This is a genomic window from Sphingobacteriaceae bacterium GW460-11-11-14-LB5, from assembly GCA_002151545.1.
GTDB lineage: Bacteria > Bacteroidota > Bacteroidia > Sphingobacteriales > Sphingobacteriaceae > Pedobacter.
In genome coordinates, this window is record CP021237.1 from 1,056,522 (window position 1) to 1,076,244 (window position 19,723).

Here is a 19,723-nt window from a genome sequence, read left to right on the forward strand (position 1 = left end):
ATTAAAAGATTTTTATGGGTGATGATGCAGATTTTTCCTTGCAGGTTGATTACACAGATTTGGAGATTACACGGATTTCTTTTTGTGAAATTTAAAACAAGATAAGTTAGAGACTGTTTTCAGCTAACCGCTAACCGCTAACCGCTAACCGCTAACCGCTAACAGCTAACCCTTCTTACTCTCAAAATACGCAGTTATCTCCTCCAAAGTAAAAGCATTCAAACATTTATCAGCACTTAAACCGCCTTTGCGGGCGACTAAAATACCGTAATGCATATCGTGGAAACCTTCAGTACGGTGGGCATCGGGATTTACAGATAGCAATACTCCTTTTTCTAGGGCATAACGGTGCCAGCGCCAATCTAAATCCAAACGTAAGGGATTCGCATTAATTTCGATCACGACTTTGTTTGCTGCGCAGGCATCGATAATTTTTTTATAGTCGATCGGATATCCGGCACGGCTTAACAATAAACGGCCGGTTGGGTGTCCTAAAATAGTGGTATAGGGGTTTTCAATGGCTTTTAGTAAGCGTGCAGTAGCTTTTGCTTCGTCCATGCGCAAATTGCTGTGCACAGAAGCCACTACAAAATCGAATGTTTTTAAGATATCGTCCGAATAATCCAATGAGCCATCACTTAAAATATCGCTCTCAATACCTTTGAAAATTTTAAAAGGAGCGAGTTTTTTATTTAGTTCATCAATTTCCTGGTGCTGACCGAAAACACGCTGCTCATTTAATCCCTTTGCATAAACCGCAGTTTTAGAGTGATCGCAAATACCTAAATACTGAAGGTTTAAGTTCTCTTTGCAGTAAACAGCCATTTGTTCTAAGGTATGTACGCCATCGCTCCAGGTAGAGTGATTGTGCAAACTGCCTTTCAAGTCTTCGTATTGGATTAAAGTCGGGAGTTGATTGACTTTCGCCAGTTCAATTTCGTTGAAATCTTCACGAAGCTCAGGCTCGATAAAAGATAAACCTGCTTTGCTATAAATTTCTTCTTCATTTGCAAAAGGCCCTTCACCAGCTAATGTCAGCACTTTTTCTACATGTTCCGTATTTCCGGTTAACCTGAACCACTCTAAGTAGAAACCAGCTTTTTCTAACACATGGATTTTTATTCTAAAACCTGCTTCGGTAGTACAGATGAAAGCATTTTCGACTTCGATTAGTGAAAGTGGTGCGAAAGCGGGTAAGTTTTGTTTAAGCGCATCGATTTGTGCTGTACCGATTACGATTTCTAATTCATCAATAATCTCACATGCACGGCGGTACTGACCGGCGAAACCTAAAAGTGCATGGCTGTCAATCTTTGCAGCCCAATCAGAAAGCTGGGTAAATAAGGTTTTGGCAAAACCTTCAACCTGGGCATATAAAAACCGTCCGTTGGCAGCCAGTTTAAATTCGATGGCATTTTTAATTTCTTCCTGGGTTTTTAAACCAAAGCCTTTAGCTTCAATTAAGCGGTTTTCGTTACAGGCGTAATACAATTCGCCTATACTTTCTATGCCTAAGGTACGCCAGATGATGAAAATCTTTTTCGGTCCAATGCCTTTTATAGCCAGCATTTCCACTACACCTTCAGGGGTTTTCTCTAAAATTTCGTTAAGTTCTTTTAATTCTCCGGTTTGAAGAAGCTCAATAATTTTGGAAGCCAATCCTTTGCCAATTCGCTCAATTTTATCCAGTTCCGCTAAAGGTTTGTCCTTTAAAGCAAAAGGCAATTTATCTACTTTAAAATAGGCATTTGCAACAGATTTAATTTTGAAAGGGTTTTCTTCATGCAGTTCCATAAGCTGCGATAAGAGGCGCAAGGTGCGGGCGATGGTCTTGTTTTCCATAAGGGGTAAAATTAGGAAATAATGCCTCAAATCTTTACCGCATGTCTAAAATTATAAACACAATTTTATTAAAGCGTTGTTTTACACTGATGAAATCTATAAAATTTGCCCTCCTGGGATTAAGTATAAGTTTGGTGGCCTGTCAATCTGCCGATCAAGCAAATCAGAACAAAACAGATTCGACAAATAATTTAACATCAGCTGCCGTGCAACCTGTTGATGAGCGGTTTCTGGTTGTGGCCGGACATTCAGTGGGCGAAATCACCCTTGGCGAAAATATGGAACAGGTTGGGATAAAACTGGGCAGGCCAAGCGCGGGTGATGCTGCTATGGGAAAAGCCTGGGGGATTTGGTATAGCAACGATTCGACCGGAAAGCACCCCAACGAAATTGCAGTATATTCTTCTTATCGCGATACGAGTATGCTTGTAAAGGATGTGAAACAGATCAGGATTACCTCTAATCAGTTTAAAACGCAAAATGGTTTGGCAACAGGCAGCACTTTGGAAGATACAAAACTTAAATTTCCATCCCTCAAAAAACTTTCGGCCTATTTAAACGAAGATCAAGATACGGTAACAGTTTACGATGCCCAAAAAGATGGGATTGGCTTTGAATTTTTAAAAGGGAAAAGCATTTCTTTAACCGTTCATCGTGCAAATATTCCGGTTAATGCAACTTATTTAACGCTGCATCCGGAGTGGAAGGCGATTGATTAGGGGATGATGTGAGATGGAAAATGGAAGAGGTAAGATGGGTGATGTAAGATGGAACAGGTAAGATGGATGATGGTTACCTGGATCATGGTTTGATGGTTCATGGTTAATTGCTGATGAGACTTGACCTCTATGACCATTAACTATTTAACTATGAACCATCAATCCTAATATTCCATCATCCATTTTCCATCTTAAATTATTTAATAACCGCTTCAAATGGCATCCTGGCCTGAATGCCAGAACTTGCAATTACCTTTTTCATTTGTTGATAAAGCATGTAATTATCGCCAAGTTCTTGTTTGGTATAATAGGTTTTAATTCTGTCTGTACCTTCATCCATTAACGATTTCCATGGATCAATTACATCGGGATATTCTACAACTTTATAGTTTTTTAATTTAGCTTTTTTAGCGGCCGCTTTAATCGCATCGTTAAAACTTCCGATTCTATCAGCCAGGCCAATTTGAACGGCATCTGTTCCAATCCACACATGGCCACCGCCAATGCTATCAATGTAAGCTTTGCTTTTCTTTCTGCCATCGGCCACACGGCTCACAAAACCACTGTAAATCCTGTTTAATTCATTTTGAATAATGAATCTTTCACCAGCAGTCATGGGGCGGTTAGTCGCCATAATATCGGCATATTTGCCGGTTTTAACGCCATCAAATGTAATGCCTAGCTTGTTGGTCATTAAATTCTGGAAGTTGGGGATAATACCGAATACACCGATAGAACCTGTAATGGTGTTTGGCTGCACAAAAATACTGTCAGCGGCACAACCAATATAATAACCACCTGATGCAGCCACATCGCCAAACGATGCAATAACAGGTTTTTCTTTTCTGGTTAATACCACTTCTCTCCAGATCACATCCGAAGCCAATGCGCTACCTCCGGGAGAGTTTACGCGTAAAACCACCGCTTTAATGTTATCATCCAAACGTGCTTTTCTAATTGCCCTGGAAATACGTTCTGAACCAATCTGGTTGTCGGAACCTTCGCCGCCATTAATTTCGCCATTGGCATAAATTACCGCAATTCTATCTTTTCCTTCGCCTGTATCGCTATTGTTTTTGGCATAGTCGTTAATCGAAACCGAGCGGACATTTTCTCCTCTGGTTCTTCCCGATAATCCTTTTAATTCCTCTAAAATCTGATCTTTGTATTTTAAGGCATCAATCATTTTAAAGTTAACGGCATCTTGTGGCTGTTGCACTTTGTAATTATCTGCAATGTTATACAGACTATCTTTTTGAATATTTCTGCTTAGTGCGATATCGCTTAAGAAAGTATTGTACAAACCACCTACATAAGCTGTAACCTGTTTGCGGTTATAATCGCTCATTTTATCTAAAATAAAAGGTTCAACCGCACTTTTGTAATTCCCCACGCGGATGACCTGCATTTCTACACCAACTTTTTCCAAAGTCCCTTTAAAGAAGGTTAATTCAGAGCTAAATCCTTTAAATTCTAAAGCACCTTCAGGATTTAAATAAACTTTATCAGCTACAGAAGCTAAATAATAAGCACCTTGTGTATATACTTCGCTGTATGCAATAATTTTTTTATGCGATTTTTTGAAATCAATCAATGCATTTCTAACCTCGCGCAAAGTGGCAAAACCAGCGTTCGGACTACTTACATTCAGGTAAATACATTTAATATTATCATCTGTTTTGGCTTTTTGTACCGCTTTCAAAAAATCGTTTAAGCCTATACCATCTTTTTCTTCGCCCCCAACAATTGGCAGGTTTCCGAATGGGTTTTTAGGTGTACGTTCCATAATGGCCTGGTCCAAATTCAGAAATAGTACCGAATTATTAGACACAACCACTGTTTTGTCGCTATCAATAGAAGATATTAAACCTACAACAACTACGAAGCAGATAATAAATACAATTACTATCGATAAGAAAAAGCCCAACATAGAGGCAAATAAATACTTAAAGAATTCTCTCATTTAAATGTTTTAATTTTGTGTTGTAAAGATATAAAAATACATGATGCTTAATAAAGCTTTAGAGTGCAGCACGGCTTATTTGTTACTGGGTGGAAATTTAGGCGATAGGGAGGCGAATTTGAAAAAAGCCATTGATCTATTGAACGATAAAATCGGTAAGGTGATTGCCATCTCCTCTCTTTACGAAACGGCTGCATGGGGCAAAACCGATCAGCCTGCTTTTTTGAACCAGGCTGTAGGTGTAGAAACCAATTTAAGTGCTATAGCTGTTTTAGATCTTGCACTAAGTATTGAACAGGAATTGGGCAGGGTGCGGAAAGATAAATGGGGTGAACGTTTAATTGATATCGATCTTATCCTTTTTGGAGATCAAATTATCGATATTCCCGATAAACTTCAGGTGCCTCACCCGCATATGCAGAACAGAAAATTTGTGATGGAGCCCCTGGCTGAGATTGCACCCGAAGTAGTACATCCTGTACTGGGAGAAACGATTTTGTCTATCTGTCGTAATATTGATGACCCGCTTGAGGTTAAAAAGCTTTAGTGCATCTAACTTTGATCTTATGTTAACCGACCAACGCCCTCTTGACTTTTCTTACCTGATCCAAATGGTTGGTGATGACAAGACATTTTTAATTGATTTTTTTGAAGCTTTTATTTTACAAACGCCGGTCTATTTAGCAGAAATGGCTGATGCATTGTTAAAAGAGAACTGGAGCAAAGTAGCTAATTCTGTACACAAAATTAAACCCACATTCAGTTATATAGGCAGGAATGACGTAAAGGAATTCGTTCAGGCAATTGAAGACCATGCAAGGAATAAAATTGCGCTTGAAACGATTCAGGCCGATGTGGAAAGGCTAAAATTGATTTGTGTGATTATCTGTCAGCAACTTGAGCTGGAGAAAAACAAGCTTACTTCCAAGCAGTAATTTCCGCAGAAAAGGAATGCAGATTTTAAAGGATTACCTAAAATAAGTTAATCTGCGATTTTGATCTTCTTAAATCTGCGGGAAAAATTTAGTTATACTTTATGATTGGCTGTAGAACCTCTAAAATGCAATATTGATAAAGCAATATACAATACCAAAACAAAAGGTATTGCTGCAAATTTCAGAACAGCAATTAATATAGCTGACAGGATGAGGAAGATAAATTTGATTTTATTTTTCGCCCAGCTTAAATCGCTGAATTTTAAAGAGAATATTTTTATTTCGCTCACCAGTAAGAAACTTGTAATTGCCGTAATGGCAATCAGCAAAATACTGGAAGCAATAACCTGCGGATAATCGCTGGCAATAAAAGGTAGTGAACAGATAAACAAAGTATTCATCGGGGTATTTAAACCGATAAAATCTTCTGTCTGCCTGGCATCGTTGTTAAATTTGGCCAACCTAAGTGCAGAAAAAACAGTAATGATAAAACCGAGATAGGGAAGGTACTCAGATGAATAATCGCTTGCCTTCAATAAGTGAAACATGATTACCCCAGGTAAAAATCCAAAACTTACCATATCTGCCAGAGAATCAAGATCTTTTCCGATTGCCGATTTTACATTTAATAAGCGTGCAACCATACCATCAAAAAAATCGAAAATTCCTGAAAGAATAACGAAGTACGCTGCGGTTTCCAGATTGCCTTTAAATGCAAAAACGATTCCGATACAACCAGAAAAAAGGTTTGCACAGGTAATCGCATTAGGGATATGTTTTTTTAGCATGGGGTCTAAGGTTTAAGATTTAGGGTGTAAGGTTTAGGCATCCAATTAGGAAACCTTAAGCCTTACACCTTTTACCTTTAAGCTTTATCTTAGCTGTTCATCGAAATTAAGAACTCTTCGTTGCTTTTTGTTCCTTTTATTTGAGATTGAACAAATTCCATTGCTTCCTGGCTGTTCATATCAGCGAGGTGGTTACGTAAAATCCATACACGCTGTAACGTGTCTCTGTCGTGCAATAAATCGTCGCGACGTGTACTTGATGCTGTAATATCGATAGCAGGGAAAATACGTTTGTTAGATAATTTACGATCTAACTGAAGTTCCATGTTACCTGTTCCTTTAAATTCTTCGAAAATCACCTCATCCATTTTAGAACCTGTATCGGTTAATGCTGTAGCTAAAATGGTTAATGAACCACCATTTTCGATGTTACGTGCCGCACCGAAAAAACGTTTTGGTTTGTGTAAGGCATTTGCATCAACACCACCTGATAATATTTTACCCGAAGCTGGTGCTGTAGTATTATATGCCCTGGCCAAACGGGTAATTGAATCTAAAAGGATTACCACATCGTGTCCGCTTTCTACCAAACGTTTCGATTTCTCTAAAACAATGTTGGCAATTTTAACGTGACGCTCAGCCGGCTCATCAAAAGTTGAGGCAATTACCTCAGCCCTTACGCTACGTGCCATATCGGTAACCTCTTCCGGGCGCTCATCAATTAATAAAATAATTAAATAAACTTCCGGGTGGTTTTTAGCAATGGCATTGGCCACTTCTTTCAATAAATTGGTTTTACCCGTTTTAGGCTGCGCAACAATTAAACCACGTTGCCCTTTACCAATCGGTGTAAATAAATCCATAATACGGGTAGAATAATTGTTCGTATCCGTAAACAGGTTTAATCTTTCGGTTGGGAAAAGTGGTGTTAAATAATCAAAAGGAACACGGTCGCGAACTTCAGCAGGGATTCTGCCGTTAATGGTTTCTACGCGAACCAATGGGAAATATTTTTCGCCTTCTTTTGGCGGACGGATGCTACCTTTTACAGTATCACCGGTTTTCAATCCAAAAAGTTTAATCTGAGACTGAGATACATAAATATCATCAGGAGAGGTTAAGTAGTTGTAATCTGCCGAACGTAAGAAACCATAACCATCAGGCATAATTTCTAAAACACCCTCATTTGTAATTACGTTGTCGAAATCGAGGTTAGAATAACTGTTTTCGTTTTTGTGATGATTGCCACCACCTGGTTGTTTTTGCTGGCGATTTTCGTCGCGTTGCGGTTTTTCCTGCTTTTCTTTAGGCTCTTGTTTTTGTTTCGGAGCAACTGGAAGCACTTCTGCACTTTCTTCTATTAAAGCTGAGATTGGTTTTACACTTTCTTCAGCTTCAATAATTCTGTCTGGCTGTCTTTCCGGCTGTTGCTGGTGTTGAGGCTCGTCAAATAAAGTTACAGCATCTCTTCTTCTTTCAATTGGTGCTGCAGGCTCATCTTTCGTTAACCTTGCTCTTTTTTTAACCGGCTTGTCGGTTGTTGTTGCAGCAGGTTTATCGGCTACCACGGTAGAAGCGGCAGCTGCAGCTGCGGCCGCAACTTTTGGAGTTTTTGTCGCTTTGGTTTTAGGCGCAGGAGTAGCTGCAATAGGTTCGATATCGCTATAAGGGTCTGCACCAGCTTTAGCGGCATTTATAATTTCTTGTTGGTGTAAAAGTACTTCAACAAGGTCGATTTTTCTTAGGGAGTCGGCACCTTCAATGCCATAGCTTTTTGCTAGCTCACGTAATTCTGTTGTGAGCTTATCATTTAATTCTGTTTTACTAAACATTCTAAATATATATGTTTCAAGAAATTTTTCATTTGTTTATAACGGATGTTTTCTGTTATAAATCTACACAGGCTTAAAAATAATTGTGTTAGTGCAGGCCCGGCAGTTTCATTGTGTATAAATTCTTAAGGCTATAAAACATTGAATGAGTTCATTATGGAAAATGCTCAAATTGTTTCATAATTGTTTACAAGCTGAATAAAAAGCGAAATTCGCCTTTAAAAAATGGTAACAAAAAACAAGTCTTGATAAATTTTTCTGGGATATTCAGATAAACGGTTGAGAAATTATGTTGCAATTGTATGTATTTGAAACGTAATCTGCAAGCAAAAGTTTAAAATGTTTATAAAAATAATTAATGTGAGCATTATTTTGTCGCTCAGAAAACTTAAAAATCTTCATATTTGCAGCAAATAAGCCCATATATGACCAAGCAACAACTTTTCGAGCAGATACAAAAAAAACGTTCATTTTTATGTGTCGGATTAGATTCTTCGTTAGATAAGATACCAAAACACCTGTTAAAGTATGAAAATCCGATTCTGGAATTCAATAAACAGATTATTGATGCTACAAAAGATTTGTGTGTAGCTTATAAACCCAATACTGCTTTTTACGAGTGTTATGGCAAAAAAGGTTGGGAAACCTTAATTGAAACCTGGAAATATATTCCACAAGATATTTTTTCTATTGCTGATGCTAAACGCGGCGATATTGGGAATACCTCTGCGATGTATGCCGAAACCTTTTTTAACGCAGCATCGTCTGAGATGAGTTTCGATTCAGTTACCGTAGCGCCTTATATGGGGAGCGACTCGGTAACACCATTTTTAACTTTTAAAGATAAATGGGTAATTCTATTGGCCCTAACATCGAACACAGGGCATGCCGACTTTCAGTTACAGGAGGTTGGAGAAGACAGACTTTTCGAAAAGGTGATTAAAACCTCGCAAACCTGGGCAACTGATGAGCAGATGATGTATGTGGTAGGTGCTACACGTGGTGCTGCATTTGGTGATGTACGTAAACTGGCACCCGATCATTTTCTTTTAGTACCGGGTGTTGGTGCACAAGGTGGAGATTTGAATGAGGTGTGTAAATACGGGTTAAACCCGCAATGCGGATTACTGATCAATTCTTCCAGGGGGATTATCTATGCAAGCCAAGGTGAAGACTTTGCAGAAAAAGCCAGAGAAGAAGCATTAAAACTGCAGCAAGAAATGGAGCAGATTTTGATTAAAGCAGAATTAGTGTAAAAAGTTAATTTTAACTATCGAAATGCATGATGTAGCTAATCTTGATAGGGTTGATTGATTTTTCTTTGCATAAAAATCCTTATATTTAATTGTTTAGACCTAGCCTATGACTAATCCTTTTGATAATATGGACTTTAAGTTGTTGCTTGAGCATGTAAAAAACCTCTCAGCTGCCGAAAAAAAAGAACTGATGCAAGTTTTAAATCAAGGCCAGCTTCCGGTGGTTAATGAAGAGCAGGTAGCTTATGTAAAGACGCCCGCAACGCATACTTCTTTTGATGCAAAGTGGGAGGAAAGTTTATCGGCTTCTGAATTTAAAGCAGCAGTCATTCAGCATATTAATACTTTGCCTTGGAAATAGTACGCTTCAACCCCTCGGTTCTGCTTTATCTTAACGAACTGGTTGATGTGCTTTTTTACGAAAACTATTTCAGTATCCGCGAAAGTGCTATAGATTACATTATCAGATTGATTGATATTGCTGAAAGCAAAATCGTGAAGAAGCAATATTACATTGCTCCTAAGGCTATTTCTCGTCATGGCAGTTGGCTTATCCATTTTAATATCAGTCAGAAAACAACCTGGTACTTTGTATTCGAAAAAAGTGAGGATCGTTATTTGGTTACCTATGTTTTTAACAACTACTCCAAAGAAGCTCAAAATTTAAACTTATAAGTTAGTTATAGCTAAATAAATTCATTATCTTCAAGAATGAATTTTCCAGAAGATTTTCTTCATTATGTTTGGCAATTCAGGTCGTTTGATTTTAACGGTCTGCAAACCACTCGTGGCGAAAATCTGAAAATCATAAACCCCGGCTTACTGAATAAAAATGCCGGTCCCGACTTTTTTCATGCAAAAATCGAAATTGGCGATACCATCTGGGCAGGCAATGTAGAAATCCACCTTAAATCATCAGATTGGCTAAAACACAACCATCAGTTGAACCCCGCATATGAAAATGTAATCCTGCATGTAGTTTACGAACATGATGCCGAAATAAACAGGATGGATGGTTCCATTTTACCGGTTTTGGAATTGAAAAACCGCATCTCTACAGATCTCATTAGAAAGTATGAAAACCTGTTTCTTACACTGACTGATTTTCCTTGCATTGCTCAAATAGGTAAGGTAGATGAATTAATTGTCGAATCCTTTTTATCGAGAACTTTAGTTGAACGTTTTGAGCAGAAAACAAATGCGGTTACGGAAACTTTAAACGAATTAAACGGAAATTGGGATGAGACTTTTTACCGTTTCATGGCGCGTAATTTTGGATTCAAAATAAATGCTTTGCCATTCGAGTTATTTTCCAAAGCCGTTTCGCAGAAGATTTATGGCAAGCATAAAAATAATCCACATCAGATAGAAGCATTGGTTTTTGGTGCAGCAGGATTTTTAAATGATCATTTTGAAGAAGAATATCCGAAACGGCTAAAAACCGAATTTCAGTTTCTTCAAAAGAAATATAACCTTAAACCAGTCGACGTGTCCCTTTGGAAGTTTATGCGGATGCGTCCTCAAAACTTTCCAACAATTCGCCTGGCGCAATTTGCAGCATTAATTGTAAAGGCCAACCATCTTTTTTCCAAAATTATGGAAATAAAGAATGTGGCTGAGTTGCGTACCTTATTTGAAAATCTGCCGGTAAACGATTACTGGAAAACACATTATCATTTTAAAAAAGTAGCTTCCTCGGTAAATATCCAGATGGGCAAAACATCTGTAGATAATATCCTGTTAAATACAGTAGCCTTGTTTTTATTCGCTTATGGAAAACATACCGCTACACCATATTATATCAGCAGGGCGATTAAACTGTTAGAAAGTTTGCCGCCTGAACAAAATGCCATTACCGATAAATTTACCGGGGCAGGAGTGAAGATGGATCATGCATTTGCGTCGCAGGGAATTTTGCAGCTAAAAAAGCAGTATTGTGATGAGAAAAAATGCCTATCTTGTGGTATTGGAATTAAAATTTTAAAACAAGCCTAAACAGATTCTCATTTCCGATAAAACTTTCTACCTTATAATCCGTTTTTACATTATGGAATTTCCACACGAGCTAAAAGAACTATACCCCAATCAGATTATTGAAGTTAGGGGGAATGCCGATGCCTTAACTGTTATTTTGAATAAAGATGTCGATATCCATAAATTTAAGGCAGAACTGATCAAAAAATTTTCAGGACTGGAAGAACAACAAACGCTTTTTATTAAACACGAGGATAAACAGGATTTCGAAAAATTGGTTTTGGAATAACGAGTTTGCTTGGGCTATTGAAATTTAACCAATTAAATTTGCTAAATTAGAGTTTGAAAGCAAAATGATGGTTTCGGTTTTGGATAATTTTTATCTAGTGTTGTGCGTTAAGATTTTAAAATAGGCTTAAAATGTTCCAGAGAATTATAACTTATTTTGAACAGCAGAGTTTTGGGGTTTCTACTTATTTGGCCAGTAAACTGAATATGAGTACCGCTAAAGTTCGTTTGTTTTTTATTTATTCGTCGTTTTTGGCGGTGGGTTTTCCAATATTATTCTATTTTTTGGCCGCCGTGGTGCTCGATATCAGGACATACATGAAAAGAATGCGTCTGAGAATATGGGAATGATTCAGTATCCAGTTTACAGTTAACAATATTCAATTTACAGTTGATTAAAACTGAGAACTACAAACTTCCAACTGAAAACTGTCTAATCATCGTCTCTTAAAATTTCTGCAATTTCATTAAAACCTTTTTCTGCGGCTAAATCTGCAGGCAGTTTACCACCTTCCATGCGTAAAGAAACTTCTGCTCCGTGTTCTAATAATAAAATAATCAGTTCTATATTTCCCAATTGTGCGGCAGTATGCAAAGGGGCTAAGCCTGCTTTCTGACAAACATTCGGGTATGCGCCGGCATCTAGCAGCATTTTAGTGATATTGAAATTATTAGCGGCAACTGCCGAATGGATTGGAAATACATTGAAGCCATTTTTTGAAGCCAGATTAACATCAGCACCTTTTAAAACCAGAAATCTAGCTAATTCCTCATGTCCGAAATAGCAGGCTAAACCTAGCGGTGTAAAACCATCTTCAGAAAATTCGTTTATACTTTCCGGGTTTTGAAAAATCAATAAGGTAGCGGCATCAAATTTACCAACTGCACAGGCCTCAAATAAGGTTAAATGATCTACAAACTCAGCAATTAAGTCGGCTATTTCCTGTTTTTTATAGTAACAAGCCAATAATAATGGCGAAATGTGATGTGAGGTATCAATATTTGCCAATTTTGGATTTTCAACCAAAATTTCTTTTACTGCTTGTAAATTTCCGGCCTCAATTTGTTCTTCGAGTTGCGCTATACCCATCATATTGTTTCAAAAATCGCTTTAAATTAACTAAAATTAAGGAATTGTAAACTTTAATGCCTAAATATATATAGTGTAAAGCAAATTAGCAAAAGTCACAAGACCTGGTAGGTTTTTAAAACTAAGCTCTACTGAATCAGGTTAAATAAACCTGATAAAGCGATCCCGACGTAAAAAAGTCGGGAGAAGTGATAGCAGGACTGTTATAACCGATGTGCACAGAACCCTGCTTTTCAAAATAATACGGACCACCTAAGTCACCTGAGTTCATTTAAGCATTGGTTAACCATTAAAAAATATGGGCGTTACCCAATCCCGTGAAATACGGGAAAGGGTCGGGCTTTTCAGGGCTGCGCTTCGCTCCGGTACCGATGAAGGATCGGTACTGAACCCTTACAATCCCTAACGCAAAACCCATAGGCCTAAGCAATTAATCTTACGAAAAAAAAATCCCGTTTAACCTCTCCAGGCAAAACGGGATAAAACCTAAAACAAAATCCGTTTCATTTGACAAAACGTAACAACTTGTGTGTTGTTGAAATAATAGACAATAATTTCTGTTTAAGGTTTAATGCCCGATGAATATTTTTATTTAATTTAAGGCACATTATAAAAATAAAAGGTATAACTATATATTTCCTCGGGTTTGATGCGTTGTTTTAAAAAGAGGAGGCGTGGTAGAAAGCATATAACAGCAATGGTTACAATTTGTGATTATTTTTTTTGTCAGGCTTTCGTTAATGCTGCGCAGTTTTATCTAAGTTTGTTCAATATTAAATTATTTAGGATAGAAAATGTCGGTAAGGGGTAACCAGTTTAAAACCAATACATTCAGAGATAAAGGTGCAGAAAGTGCACCCGGCAGATCATCATCAGGTCGGCAGCCGAAAGAAAAAAGAGATTTTTTGCCAAGCTTCGATTTGGCAGATGGCCGTGCAGTTAAAATTGTAGGTCTGTTTTTTGTGATATTGTCATTATACTTTTTAATTGCTTTTACTTCGTATTTATTTACCTGGCAAGACGATCAGAGTTATGTAATCGACGCAAATGGCGGCTGGAGTAATCTTTTTAAAACAACAGAAGAACTAAAAGAAGCAGGCGTTTCTATCCCGGTTGTGCAAAACTGGTTAGGTAAGTTTGGTGCATTATTATCGCACCAGTTTATTTACGAATGGTTCGGTATTGCATCTTTCTTGTTCGTTTTGGCCTTTTTTATTATCGGTTACCGTTTATTATTTAAAGTTAAAATCCTTTCCATCTCTAAAACATTAGGTTATAGCTTTTTCTTTTTATTGTTTATTTCACTAACCTTAGGCTTTGCACATAGTTTTTGGTCAGAATCGCCACATTATTTAGAGGGTGAGTTTGGTTATTGGAGTAATAAATTATTAGCTGCCCAAATTGGTGCGGCCGGTGTGGCCGGATTAATCGCTTTTGCCGGATTAACGATTTTAATCATCGCCTATAACATCGATTTTAAATTTCCGGAGCGTAAAGAGAAAGAAGTTTACCTGGATAACGAGACCCCGGATTATGTAAACGACATTAGGGCGCAAGCCGTAAAAAACCAGACTTTCGACGAGCCATCAGAACCTATTGAATTTCCGGTACGCGATAAGCCGGTAAGTAACGAACGTAAACCGCAAAATGTGGTATTGCAGCCGAGCCGTTTCGAAGAAAAGGAAGAGGAAGAAACAGTAGCTCCTGTGGTGTTATCGCCTCTTGCTACTAATTTGCCTCTTGCTACTGCGGCAGCAACACTTCCTTTAACGGTTGAGCCACCAATCGAAGCCGAAAAGGAACCTGCTTTTACGATCGAAAAAACTGAAGAAGATAAAAAATCGGATGATCTGGTTGAGCAGTTTGGCAATTATGATGAAAAGTTAGACCTGTCTGGTTATAAGTATCCAACAATTGATTTGTTAGAGAATTATGGTACCAATAAAATTTCGGTAAATGCCGAAGAACTGGAAGCCAATAAAAATAAAATTGTAGAAACCCTTAATCATTACAATATTGAAATTGATAAGATTAAGGCAACCATTGGTCCAACGGTTACCCTTTACGAAATTATCCCGGCCCCTGGGGTAAGGATTTCGAAAATCAAGAACCTGGAGGATGATATTGCACTTTCTTTAGCCGCCTTAGGTATCCGTATTATCGCGCCAATGCCTGGTAAAGGTACCATTGGTATCGAGGTGCCCAACCAACACCCGGAAATGGTGCCCATGCGCAGTATTCTAAATACAGAGAAATGGAGCCAAACCACGATGGATTTGCCTATTGCATTAGGTAAAACCATTAGCAATGAGGTGTTTATTGCCGATTTAGCTAAAATGCCTCACTTACTGGTGGCAGGGGCAACTGGTCAGGGTAAATCGGTAGGAATTAATGCCATCCTGGTTTCGCTGTTGTTTAAAAAACACCCTGCACAATTGAAATTTGTACTGGTCGATCCGAAAAAAGTAGAGTTAACTTTATTTAACCGTATAGAAAGACACTTTTTAGCTAAACTACCTGGTGAAGCCGATGCCATTATTACCGATACTAAAAAAGTAGTAAATACGCTAAACTCACTTTGTATCGAAATGGATCAGCGCTACGATTTGCTGAAAGATGCACAGGTGAGGAATTTAAAAGAATACAACGATAAGTTTGTTAAACGCAAGCTTAATCCAAATAACGGTCACCGCTTTTTACCTTTCATTGTATTAGTGGTAGATGAGTTTGCCGATTTAATGATGACGGCAGGTAAAGAAGTTGAAGCACCAATAGCACGTTTGGCGCAGTTAGCCAGGGCAATTGGTATTCACTTGGTTCTGGCTACGCAGCGCCCATCGGTAAATATTATTACCGGTACCATTAAAGCCAACTTCCCGGCGCGATTGGCTTTTAGGGTGTTATCGAAAATCGATTCGAGGACCATTTTGGATAGTGGTGGTGCCGATCAGTTAATTGGCCGTGGTGATATGCTTTTATCTACAGGAAGCGACTTAATCAGGCTACAGTGTGCTTTCGTTGATACACCTGAGGTAGACCGCATTTCTGAATATATTGGGAACCAACGTGGATATGCCGATGCTTATCAGCTGCCAGAATATATAGATGAAGCAGGCGAAGGCAGTAAGGCCGATTTTGATCCTAATGAACGTGATAAGTTCTTTGAAGATGCGGCCAGGCTGATCGTGATGCATCAGCAGGGTTCTACCTCATTAATACAGCGTAAACTAAAACTGGGTTATAACAGGGCAGGCCGGATTATCGATCAGTTAGAGGCCGCCGGTATTGTTGGTCCGTTTGAAGGAAGTAAGGCCCGCGAAGTTTTATACCCTGATGAGTATTCTTTGGAACAGTTCTTGAACAGTATGAATGACAAAGACTAGATTAAACCAATACCAAAAAATCTACTCTAACGTTTCAAAGGAAAAATTTAAAAAAGAAAAGATGAAGAAATTAATTTCAGCATTAATGGTTGTAGTTGCTTTTACAACTTCAACTTATGCTCAAACTGATGCGAAAGCTAAAGCCATTTTAGCAGAGGTGAGTAAAAAATACAAATCGTATAATATTGTAAAAACAGATTTTACCTTCACTTTGGATAATCCAAAAGCTAAAGTAAAAGAAACCCAGCAAGGTACTTTGTATGTTAAAGCCAATTCGAATAAGTATAAAGTAGCCATGACTAACCAGGAGTTATTTAGTGATGGTAAAAGCCAATGGACTTATTTGAAAAAAGACAAAGAGGTGCAAGTAAGCAATGTAGATAATAGTGGTGATGCCATTAATCCGGCTAAAATTTTTACGGTTTACGAAAAAGGATTTAAATATGTGTACACTGGCGAAGAAAAATCAGGTGCTAAAACTTATCAAATGATTGATTTAACACCGGTTGATGCTAAAAAATCGATTTTTAAAGTTCGTTTAAGTATCGATAAAGCCGCTAAACAAATTGCCAATGTGGTGTTATTCGATAAAAACGGTAACAAATACACGTACAACGTAAAAACTTTTTCACCAAATGTAAACGTACCTGAAACTACTTTTGCTTTCGATGCCAAGAAATATCCTGGTGTTGAGGTAGTAGATTTAAGATAATTGTGATTTCCGCCTGGGCGGGATGAAACCTGGAGGTTCAGTTGGAAACAGCTGAACCTTTTTTGTTTGATAACAATCTTAGCTATTTATCATGAATATGTGCTAAGGTAACTTAGGTGTTGAAAAAGCTTGGATGGGTAAAATGCCTTAATCACCTAAGTTTTATTGTGTAATAGTCCTTAGGCGGTCGTCATGCTGAACTTGTTTCAGCATCTTTTTTGCTATTAAAAACATTCTGGCCTAAAAAGAACCACCGCTTAGCACAAGTATTAATTTTTGCCGCTCTCTACCGCTGCTGTCGGGTTTAAGCGGCTTGGTCCTTTTAAGAAACAATGGTTTCTAGTCAACATTTAAAAAATAGAATAATAGTGAGGTCAGCGCATTTTAATAAAACTGGCAGAAGCGAACACGATTCCCGACACTGATAGAAGTTAATATTTAGCCAAAACAGAGGAGCTGGATGACAGGTTTACAATGAATCGTCATCTCGACCGGAGCAATGCGCAGTGGAGAGATCTTTGAACTAGATTAAAAGATCTCTCCACTACGGTCGAGATGACGCCGATTATTAGAAATGAACATGATGGTTGATAAATTTTTCATCGGGTATTTATGAATGCTGCGCAGATTTATCTAAGTTTGTTTCCAATGTCATTGCCACTAACAAACCATACTTTAGAGAAATTAGAAGCCCTGCTTTTTGCCATGGGTTATAAGGTTCGTTACGAGAAAGGGAACTTTAAAACAGGTTCCTGCCTGCTCGAGCACAATAAGGTTATTGTAGTAAATAAATTTTCGAATCTGGAAGGAAAAATTGCTGCATTGGTTGCCCTGGTTAAACAAACCAACGCCGATGAAAACCAGTTAGACGAAAAACAACGGCAATTTTATCAATCTTTACAGCAAACCGAATTATTTTAATGGAGATAAAAAACTACAATTACATCAACAGAAAGGAAAGTTTAAGCAGATGAAAGTTACTTTTTTAGGCACTGGTACATCACAAGGCGTTCCTGTAATTGCATGTAGTTGCGAAGTTTGTTTATCTGCCGATCAAAGAGATAACCGGTTAAGGACATCGATTTTACTCGAAACAACTGATAAAACCATCGTGGTAGATAGCGGACCAGATTTCCGTTACCAGCTCTTGCGCGAAAAGGTAAAAGACCTGGATGCTGTTCTGTTTACACACGAACATAAAGATCATATTGCCGGTCTGGATGATATTAGGCCATTTAATTACCTGCTCCACAAGGTAATTGATGTTTATGCCACTGATCGGGTGCAGGCAGCTTTGAAAAGGGAGTTTTATTACATTTTTGCCGAAACCAAATACCATGGTTTGCCACAGATTAATCTTCATACGGTAACCAATGGCGAAGATTTTAAAATCGGCGAAAGCACGATAGTTCCTTTTGAAGTGATGCATCATTTATTACCCATTACTGGCTACCGGATTGGCGATTTTACATACATTACCGATGCCAAAACCATATCGGAGCAAAGTTTTGAAAAAATAAAGGGAACCAAGATTTTGGTGTTGAATGCTTTACAGAAAGAGTCGCACATTTCTCATTTTACCTTAAACGAGGCCATTGCTTTTGCCGAAAGGGTAGGTGCAGAACGTACTTATTTAACACACATCAGTCATAACCTGGGTAAACATGCCGATGTGGAAAAGAATTTACCTGCGCAAATCCGATTGGCTTATGATGGTTTGAAAATAGAAATTTAAACGCTTTTTAAAATCCAAAATTAAATTATATTTGCAGCACAAACCCAGGTGGCGAAATTGGTAGACGCACCAGCTTGAGGGGCTGGCGCCTGTATGGGTGTGGGAGTTCGAATCTCCTCTTGGGTACAATTCAAAGTATTCCTCTTAATGGTATAAACCGTACTTAGAACATTTCTAAGTACGGTTTTTTTATCTTCAAAATCGCCTTTCTAGGTAATCTCTGCTATTTTCAAAGTATTCTGCCCATGGTCAGTCTGGTATGGGAAGAATGGCTTAGATCACTTGTTGCGAATTCAAGCCCAAAACGTCATTCTGGCTTACTATATGTCGTTTTCGATTAATTCCATACTTTACGGAATGTCCACTTTTGCATAGTTCAATCTAAAAACGAATTATGCAAAAGACAATTTTTATCACTGGGGCCTCATCAGGGCTAGGTAAAGCAACAGCTGAATTATTTCATGCAAAAGGCTGGAGCGTGATCGCAACCATGCGAAATCCTGAAAAGGAAAGTAAACTTAAAGAGCTTCCAAACGTAACCTTGGTGAAATTGGATGTTACTGACGCTGCAGCAATTCAAAAAACAGTTTCGACTATTTTACAATCCTATGCTGTTGATGTTGTGCTAAACAATGCCGGTTACGGTCTGATAGGTCCGTTGGAAGCTTTGAAAGACGAGCAAATTCTATCGCAGGTGCAGACCAATCTGTTTGGTGTGATCAATGTAACCAGAGCATTTCTTCCTTACTTTAGAGAAAGCAGAAGTGGAAGCTTTATCAATGTTACCAGTACATTTGGATTATTGGGCTATCCTACCTGTTCGATTTATAATGCGACCAAATTCGCTGTAGATGGTTTTTCAGAGGGGCTGGCTTACGAATTGGCACAATTTGGGATCAAAGTTAAAGTGGTGGCGCCAGGAGGAATGCAGACTGATTTTGCAGGAAGGTCTTTACAGGGTGGAATGCACGAAGCATACACTCAACTAGTAGCAAAAGTTAGTGAAGGCTATAGCGAGGAGCAGATTGCCAATTATTCAAAAGCAGACGACGTAGCCCAGATTATTTATGAAGCAGCCACTGATGACAAAAAACAGCTCAGGTATATAGCAGGCAATGATGCTATCGGTCTGTACAAGGAACGTTTGGAATTGACGCCCGAAGGGCAATTCGAAAAAATACGTTCGCAATTTATATTTTAGTTTCG

General features: G+C 38.2%; 19 protein-coding genes and 1 tRNA gene. 15 read left to right on the top strand and 5 right to left on the bottom strand.

Annotation, left to right across the window (positions count from 1 at the left end; genetic code table 11):
- Positions 1-165: 165 nt before the first annotated feature.
- Positions 166-1,842 carry a DNA polymerase/3'-5' exonuclease PolX gene (locus tag CA265_04405; protein ARS38960.1) on the bottom strand — a complete coding sequence of 559 codons (1,677 nt, stop codon included), beginning with the start codon at positions 1,840-1,842 and terminating at the stop codon, positions 166-168.
- A 41-nt stretch (positions 1,843-1,883) separates the two neighbouring features.
- Between CA265_04405 and CA265_04410 the strand changes: the two genes are divergently transcribed.
- On the top strand, positions 1,884-2,561 hold the full coding sequence (locus CA265_04410; protein ARS38961.1) for a hypothetical protein: 678 nt from the start codon (positions 1,884-1,886) through the stop codon (positions 2,559-2,561).
- 196 nt (positions 2,562-2,757) lie between these two features.
- Here the strand turns inward: CA265_04410 and CA265_04415 are convergent, their stop codons facing one another.
- Positions 2,758-4,524 carry a signal peptide peptidase SppA gene (locus CA265_04415; protein ID ARS38962.1) on the bottom strand — a complete coding sequence of 589 codons (1,767 nt, stop codon included), beginning with the start codon at positions 4,522-4,524 and terminating at the stop codon, positions 2,758-2,760.
- Positions 4,525-4,564: 40 nt separating this feature from the next.
- On the opposite strand from CA265_04415, the gene CA265_04420 reads away from it, so the two are divergent.
- Both CA265_04420 and CA265_04425 read left to right on the top strand, forming a co-directional pair.
- Positions 4,565-5,071, top strand: a complete 507-nt coding sequence (locus CA265_04420) for a 2-amino-4-hydroxy-6-hydroxymethyldihydropteridine diphosphokinase (protein ID ARS38963.1) — start codon at positions 4,565-4,567, stop codon at positions 5,069-5,071.
- A 19-nt stretch (positions 5,072-5,090) separates the two neighbouring features.
- The gene (locus tag CA265_04425) at positions 5,091-5,459 is read left to right on the top strand and encodes a histidine phosphotransferase (protein ID ARS38964.1); all 369 of its coding nucleotides are present in this window, start codon (positions 5,091-5,093) and stop codon (positions 5,457-5,459) included.
- A 92-nt stretch (positions 5,460-5,551) separates the two neighbouring features.
- On the opposite strand, the gene CA265_04430 is transcribed toward CA265_04425, so the two are convergent.
- Both CA265_04430 and CA265_04435 read right to left on the bottom strand, forming a co-directional pair.
- Positions 5,552-6,247, bottom strand: coding sequence for a CDP-diacylglycerol--serine O-phosphatidyltransferase (locus CA265_04430; GenBank protein ARS38965.1), 696 nt, complete (start codon positions 6,245-6,247; stop codon positions 5,552-5,554).
- Positions 6,248-6,336: 89 nt separating this feature from the next.
- The gene (locus CA265_04435; GenBank protein ARS38966.1) at positions 6,337-8,079 is read right to left on the bottom strand and encodes a transcription termination factor Rho; all 1,743 of its coding nucleotides are present in this window, start codon (positions 8,077-8,079) and stop codon (positions 6,337-6,339) included.
- A gap of 425 nt (positions 8,080-8,504) precedes the next feature.
- Between CA265_04435 and CA265_04440 the strand changes: the two genes are divergently transcribed.
- The 6 genes from CA265_04440 (at position 8,505) to CA265_04465 (ending at position 11,948) form a co-directional block, all read left to right on the top strand.
- Positions 8,505-9,335 carry an orotidine-5'-phosphate decarboxylase gene (locus CA265_04440; GenBank protein ID ARS38967.1) on the top strand — a complete coding sequence of 277 codons (831 nt, stop codon included), beginning with the start codon at positions 8,505-8,507 and terminating at the stop codon, positions 9,333-9,335.
- 106 nt (positions 9,336-9,441) lie between these two features.
- Positions 9,442-9,696 carry a hypothetical protein gene (locus tag CA265_04445; protein ID ARS38968.1) on the top strand — a complete coding sequence of 85 codons (255 nt, stop codon included), beginning with the start codon at positions 9,442-9,444 and terminating at the stop codon, positions 9,694-9,696.
- The gene (locus tag CA265_04450; GenBank protein ARS38969.1) at positions 9,687-10,010 is read left to right on the top strand and encodes a hypothetical protein; all 324 of its coding nucleotides are present in this window, start codon (positions 9,687-9,689) and stop codon (positions 10,008-10,010) included. The genes CA265_04445 and CA265_04450 overlap by 10 nt, the downstream gene beginning before the upstream one ends.
- A gap of 36 nt (positions 10,011-10,046) precedes the next feature.
- Positions 10,047-11,330 carry a hypothetical protein gene (locus tag CA265_04455; protein ID ARS38970.1) on the top strand — a complete coding sequence of 428 codons (1,284 nt, stop codon included), beginning with the start codon at positions 10,047-10,049 and terminating at the stop codon, positions 11,328-11,330.
- A gap of 52 nt (positions 11,331-11,382) precedes the next feature.
- Positions 11,383-11,598, top strand: coding sequence for a hypothetical protein (locus CA265_04460; GenBank protein ARS38971.1), 216 nt, complete (start codon positions 11,383-11,385; stop codon positions 11,596-11,598).
- Between the two features lie 131 nt (positions 11,599-11,729).
- The gene (locus CA265_04465) at positions 11,730-11,948 is read left to right on the top strand and encodes a PspC family transcriptional regulator (protein ARS38972.1); all 219 of its coding nucleotides are present in this window, start codon (positions 11,730-11,732) and stop codon (positions 11,946-11,948) included.
- 82 nt (positions 11,949-12,030) lie between these two features.
- Here the strand turns inward: CA265_04465 and CA265_04470 are convergent, their stop codons facing one another.
- The gene (locus CA265_04470; GenBank protein ID ARS42883.1) at positions 12,031-12,687 is read right to left on the bottom strand and encodes a hypothetical protein; all 657 of its coding nucleotides are present in this window, start codon (positions 12,685-12,687) and stop codon (positions 12,031-12,033) included.
- A gap of 794 nt (positions 12,688-13,481) precedes the next feature.
- Between CA265_04470 and CA265_04475 the strand changes: the two genes are divergently transcribed.
- The 6 genes from CA265_04475 (at position 13,482) to CA265_04500 (ending at position 19,718) form a co-directional block, all read left to right on the top strand.
- Positions 13,482-16,070: a cell division protein FtsK gene (locus CA265_04475; GenBank protein ARS38973.1), complete on the top strand. Its 2,589-nt coding sequence runs from the start codon at positions 13,482-13,484 to the stop codon at positions 16,068-16,070.
- A 61-nt stretch (positions 16,071-16,131) separates the two neighbouring features.
- The gene (locus CA265_04480) at positions 16,132-16,782 is read left to right on the top strand and encodes a gliding motility protein (protein ARS42884.1); all 651 of its coding nucleotides are present in this window, start codon (positions 16,132-16,134) and stop codon (positions 16,780-16,782) included.
- Between the two features lie 648 nt (positions 16,783-17,430).
- Positions 17,431-17,703: a hypothetical protein gene (locus CA265_04485; protein ID ARS42885.1), complete on the top strand. Its 273-nt coding sequence runs from the start codon at positions 17,431-17,433 to the stop codon at positions 17,701-17,703.
- A gap of 49 nt (positions 17,704-17,752) precedes the next feature.
- Positions 17,753-18,517 (top strand): MBL fold metallo-hydrolase, encoded by a 765-nt coding sequence (locus tag CA265_04490; protein ARS38974.1) that lies wholly within the window; start codon positions 17,753-17,755, stop codon positions 18,515-18,517.
- A 42-nt stretch (positions 18,518-18,559) separates the two neighbouring features.
- Positions 18,560-18,646: transfer RNA gene (locus CA265_04495), tRNA-Leu, on the top strand.
- Between the two features lie 265 nt (positions 18,647-18,911).
- The gene (locus tag CA265_04500) at positions 18,912-19,718 is read left to right on the top strand and encodes a short-chain dehydrogenase/reductase (protein ID ARS38975.1); all 807 of its coding nucleotides are present in this window, start codon (positions 18,912-18,914) and stop codon (positions 19,716-19,718) included.
- Positions 19,719-19,723: the final 5 nt, after the last annotated feature.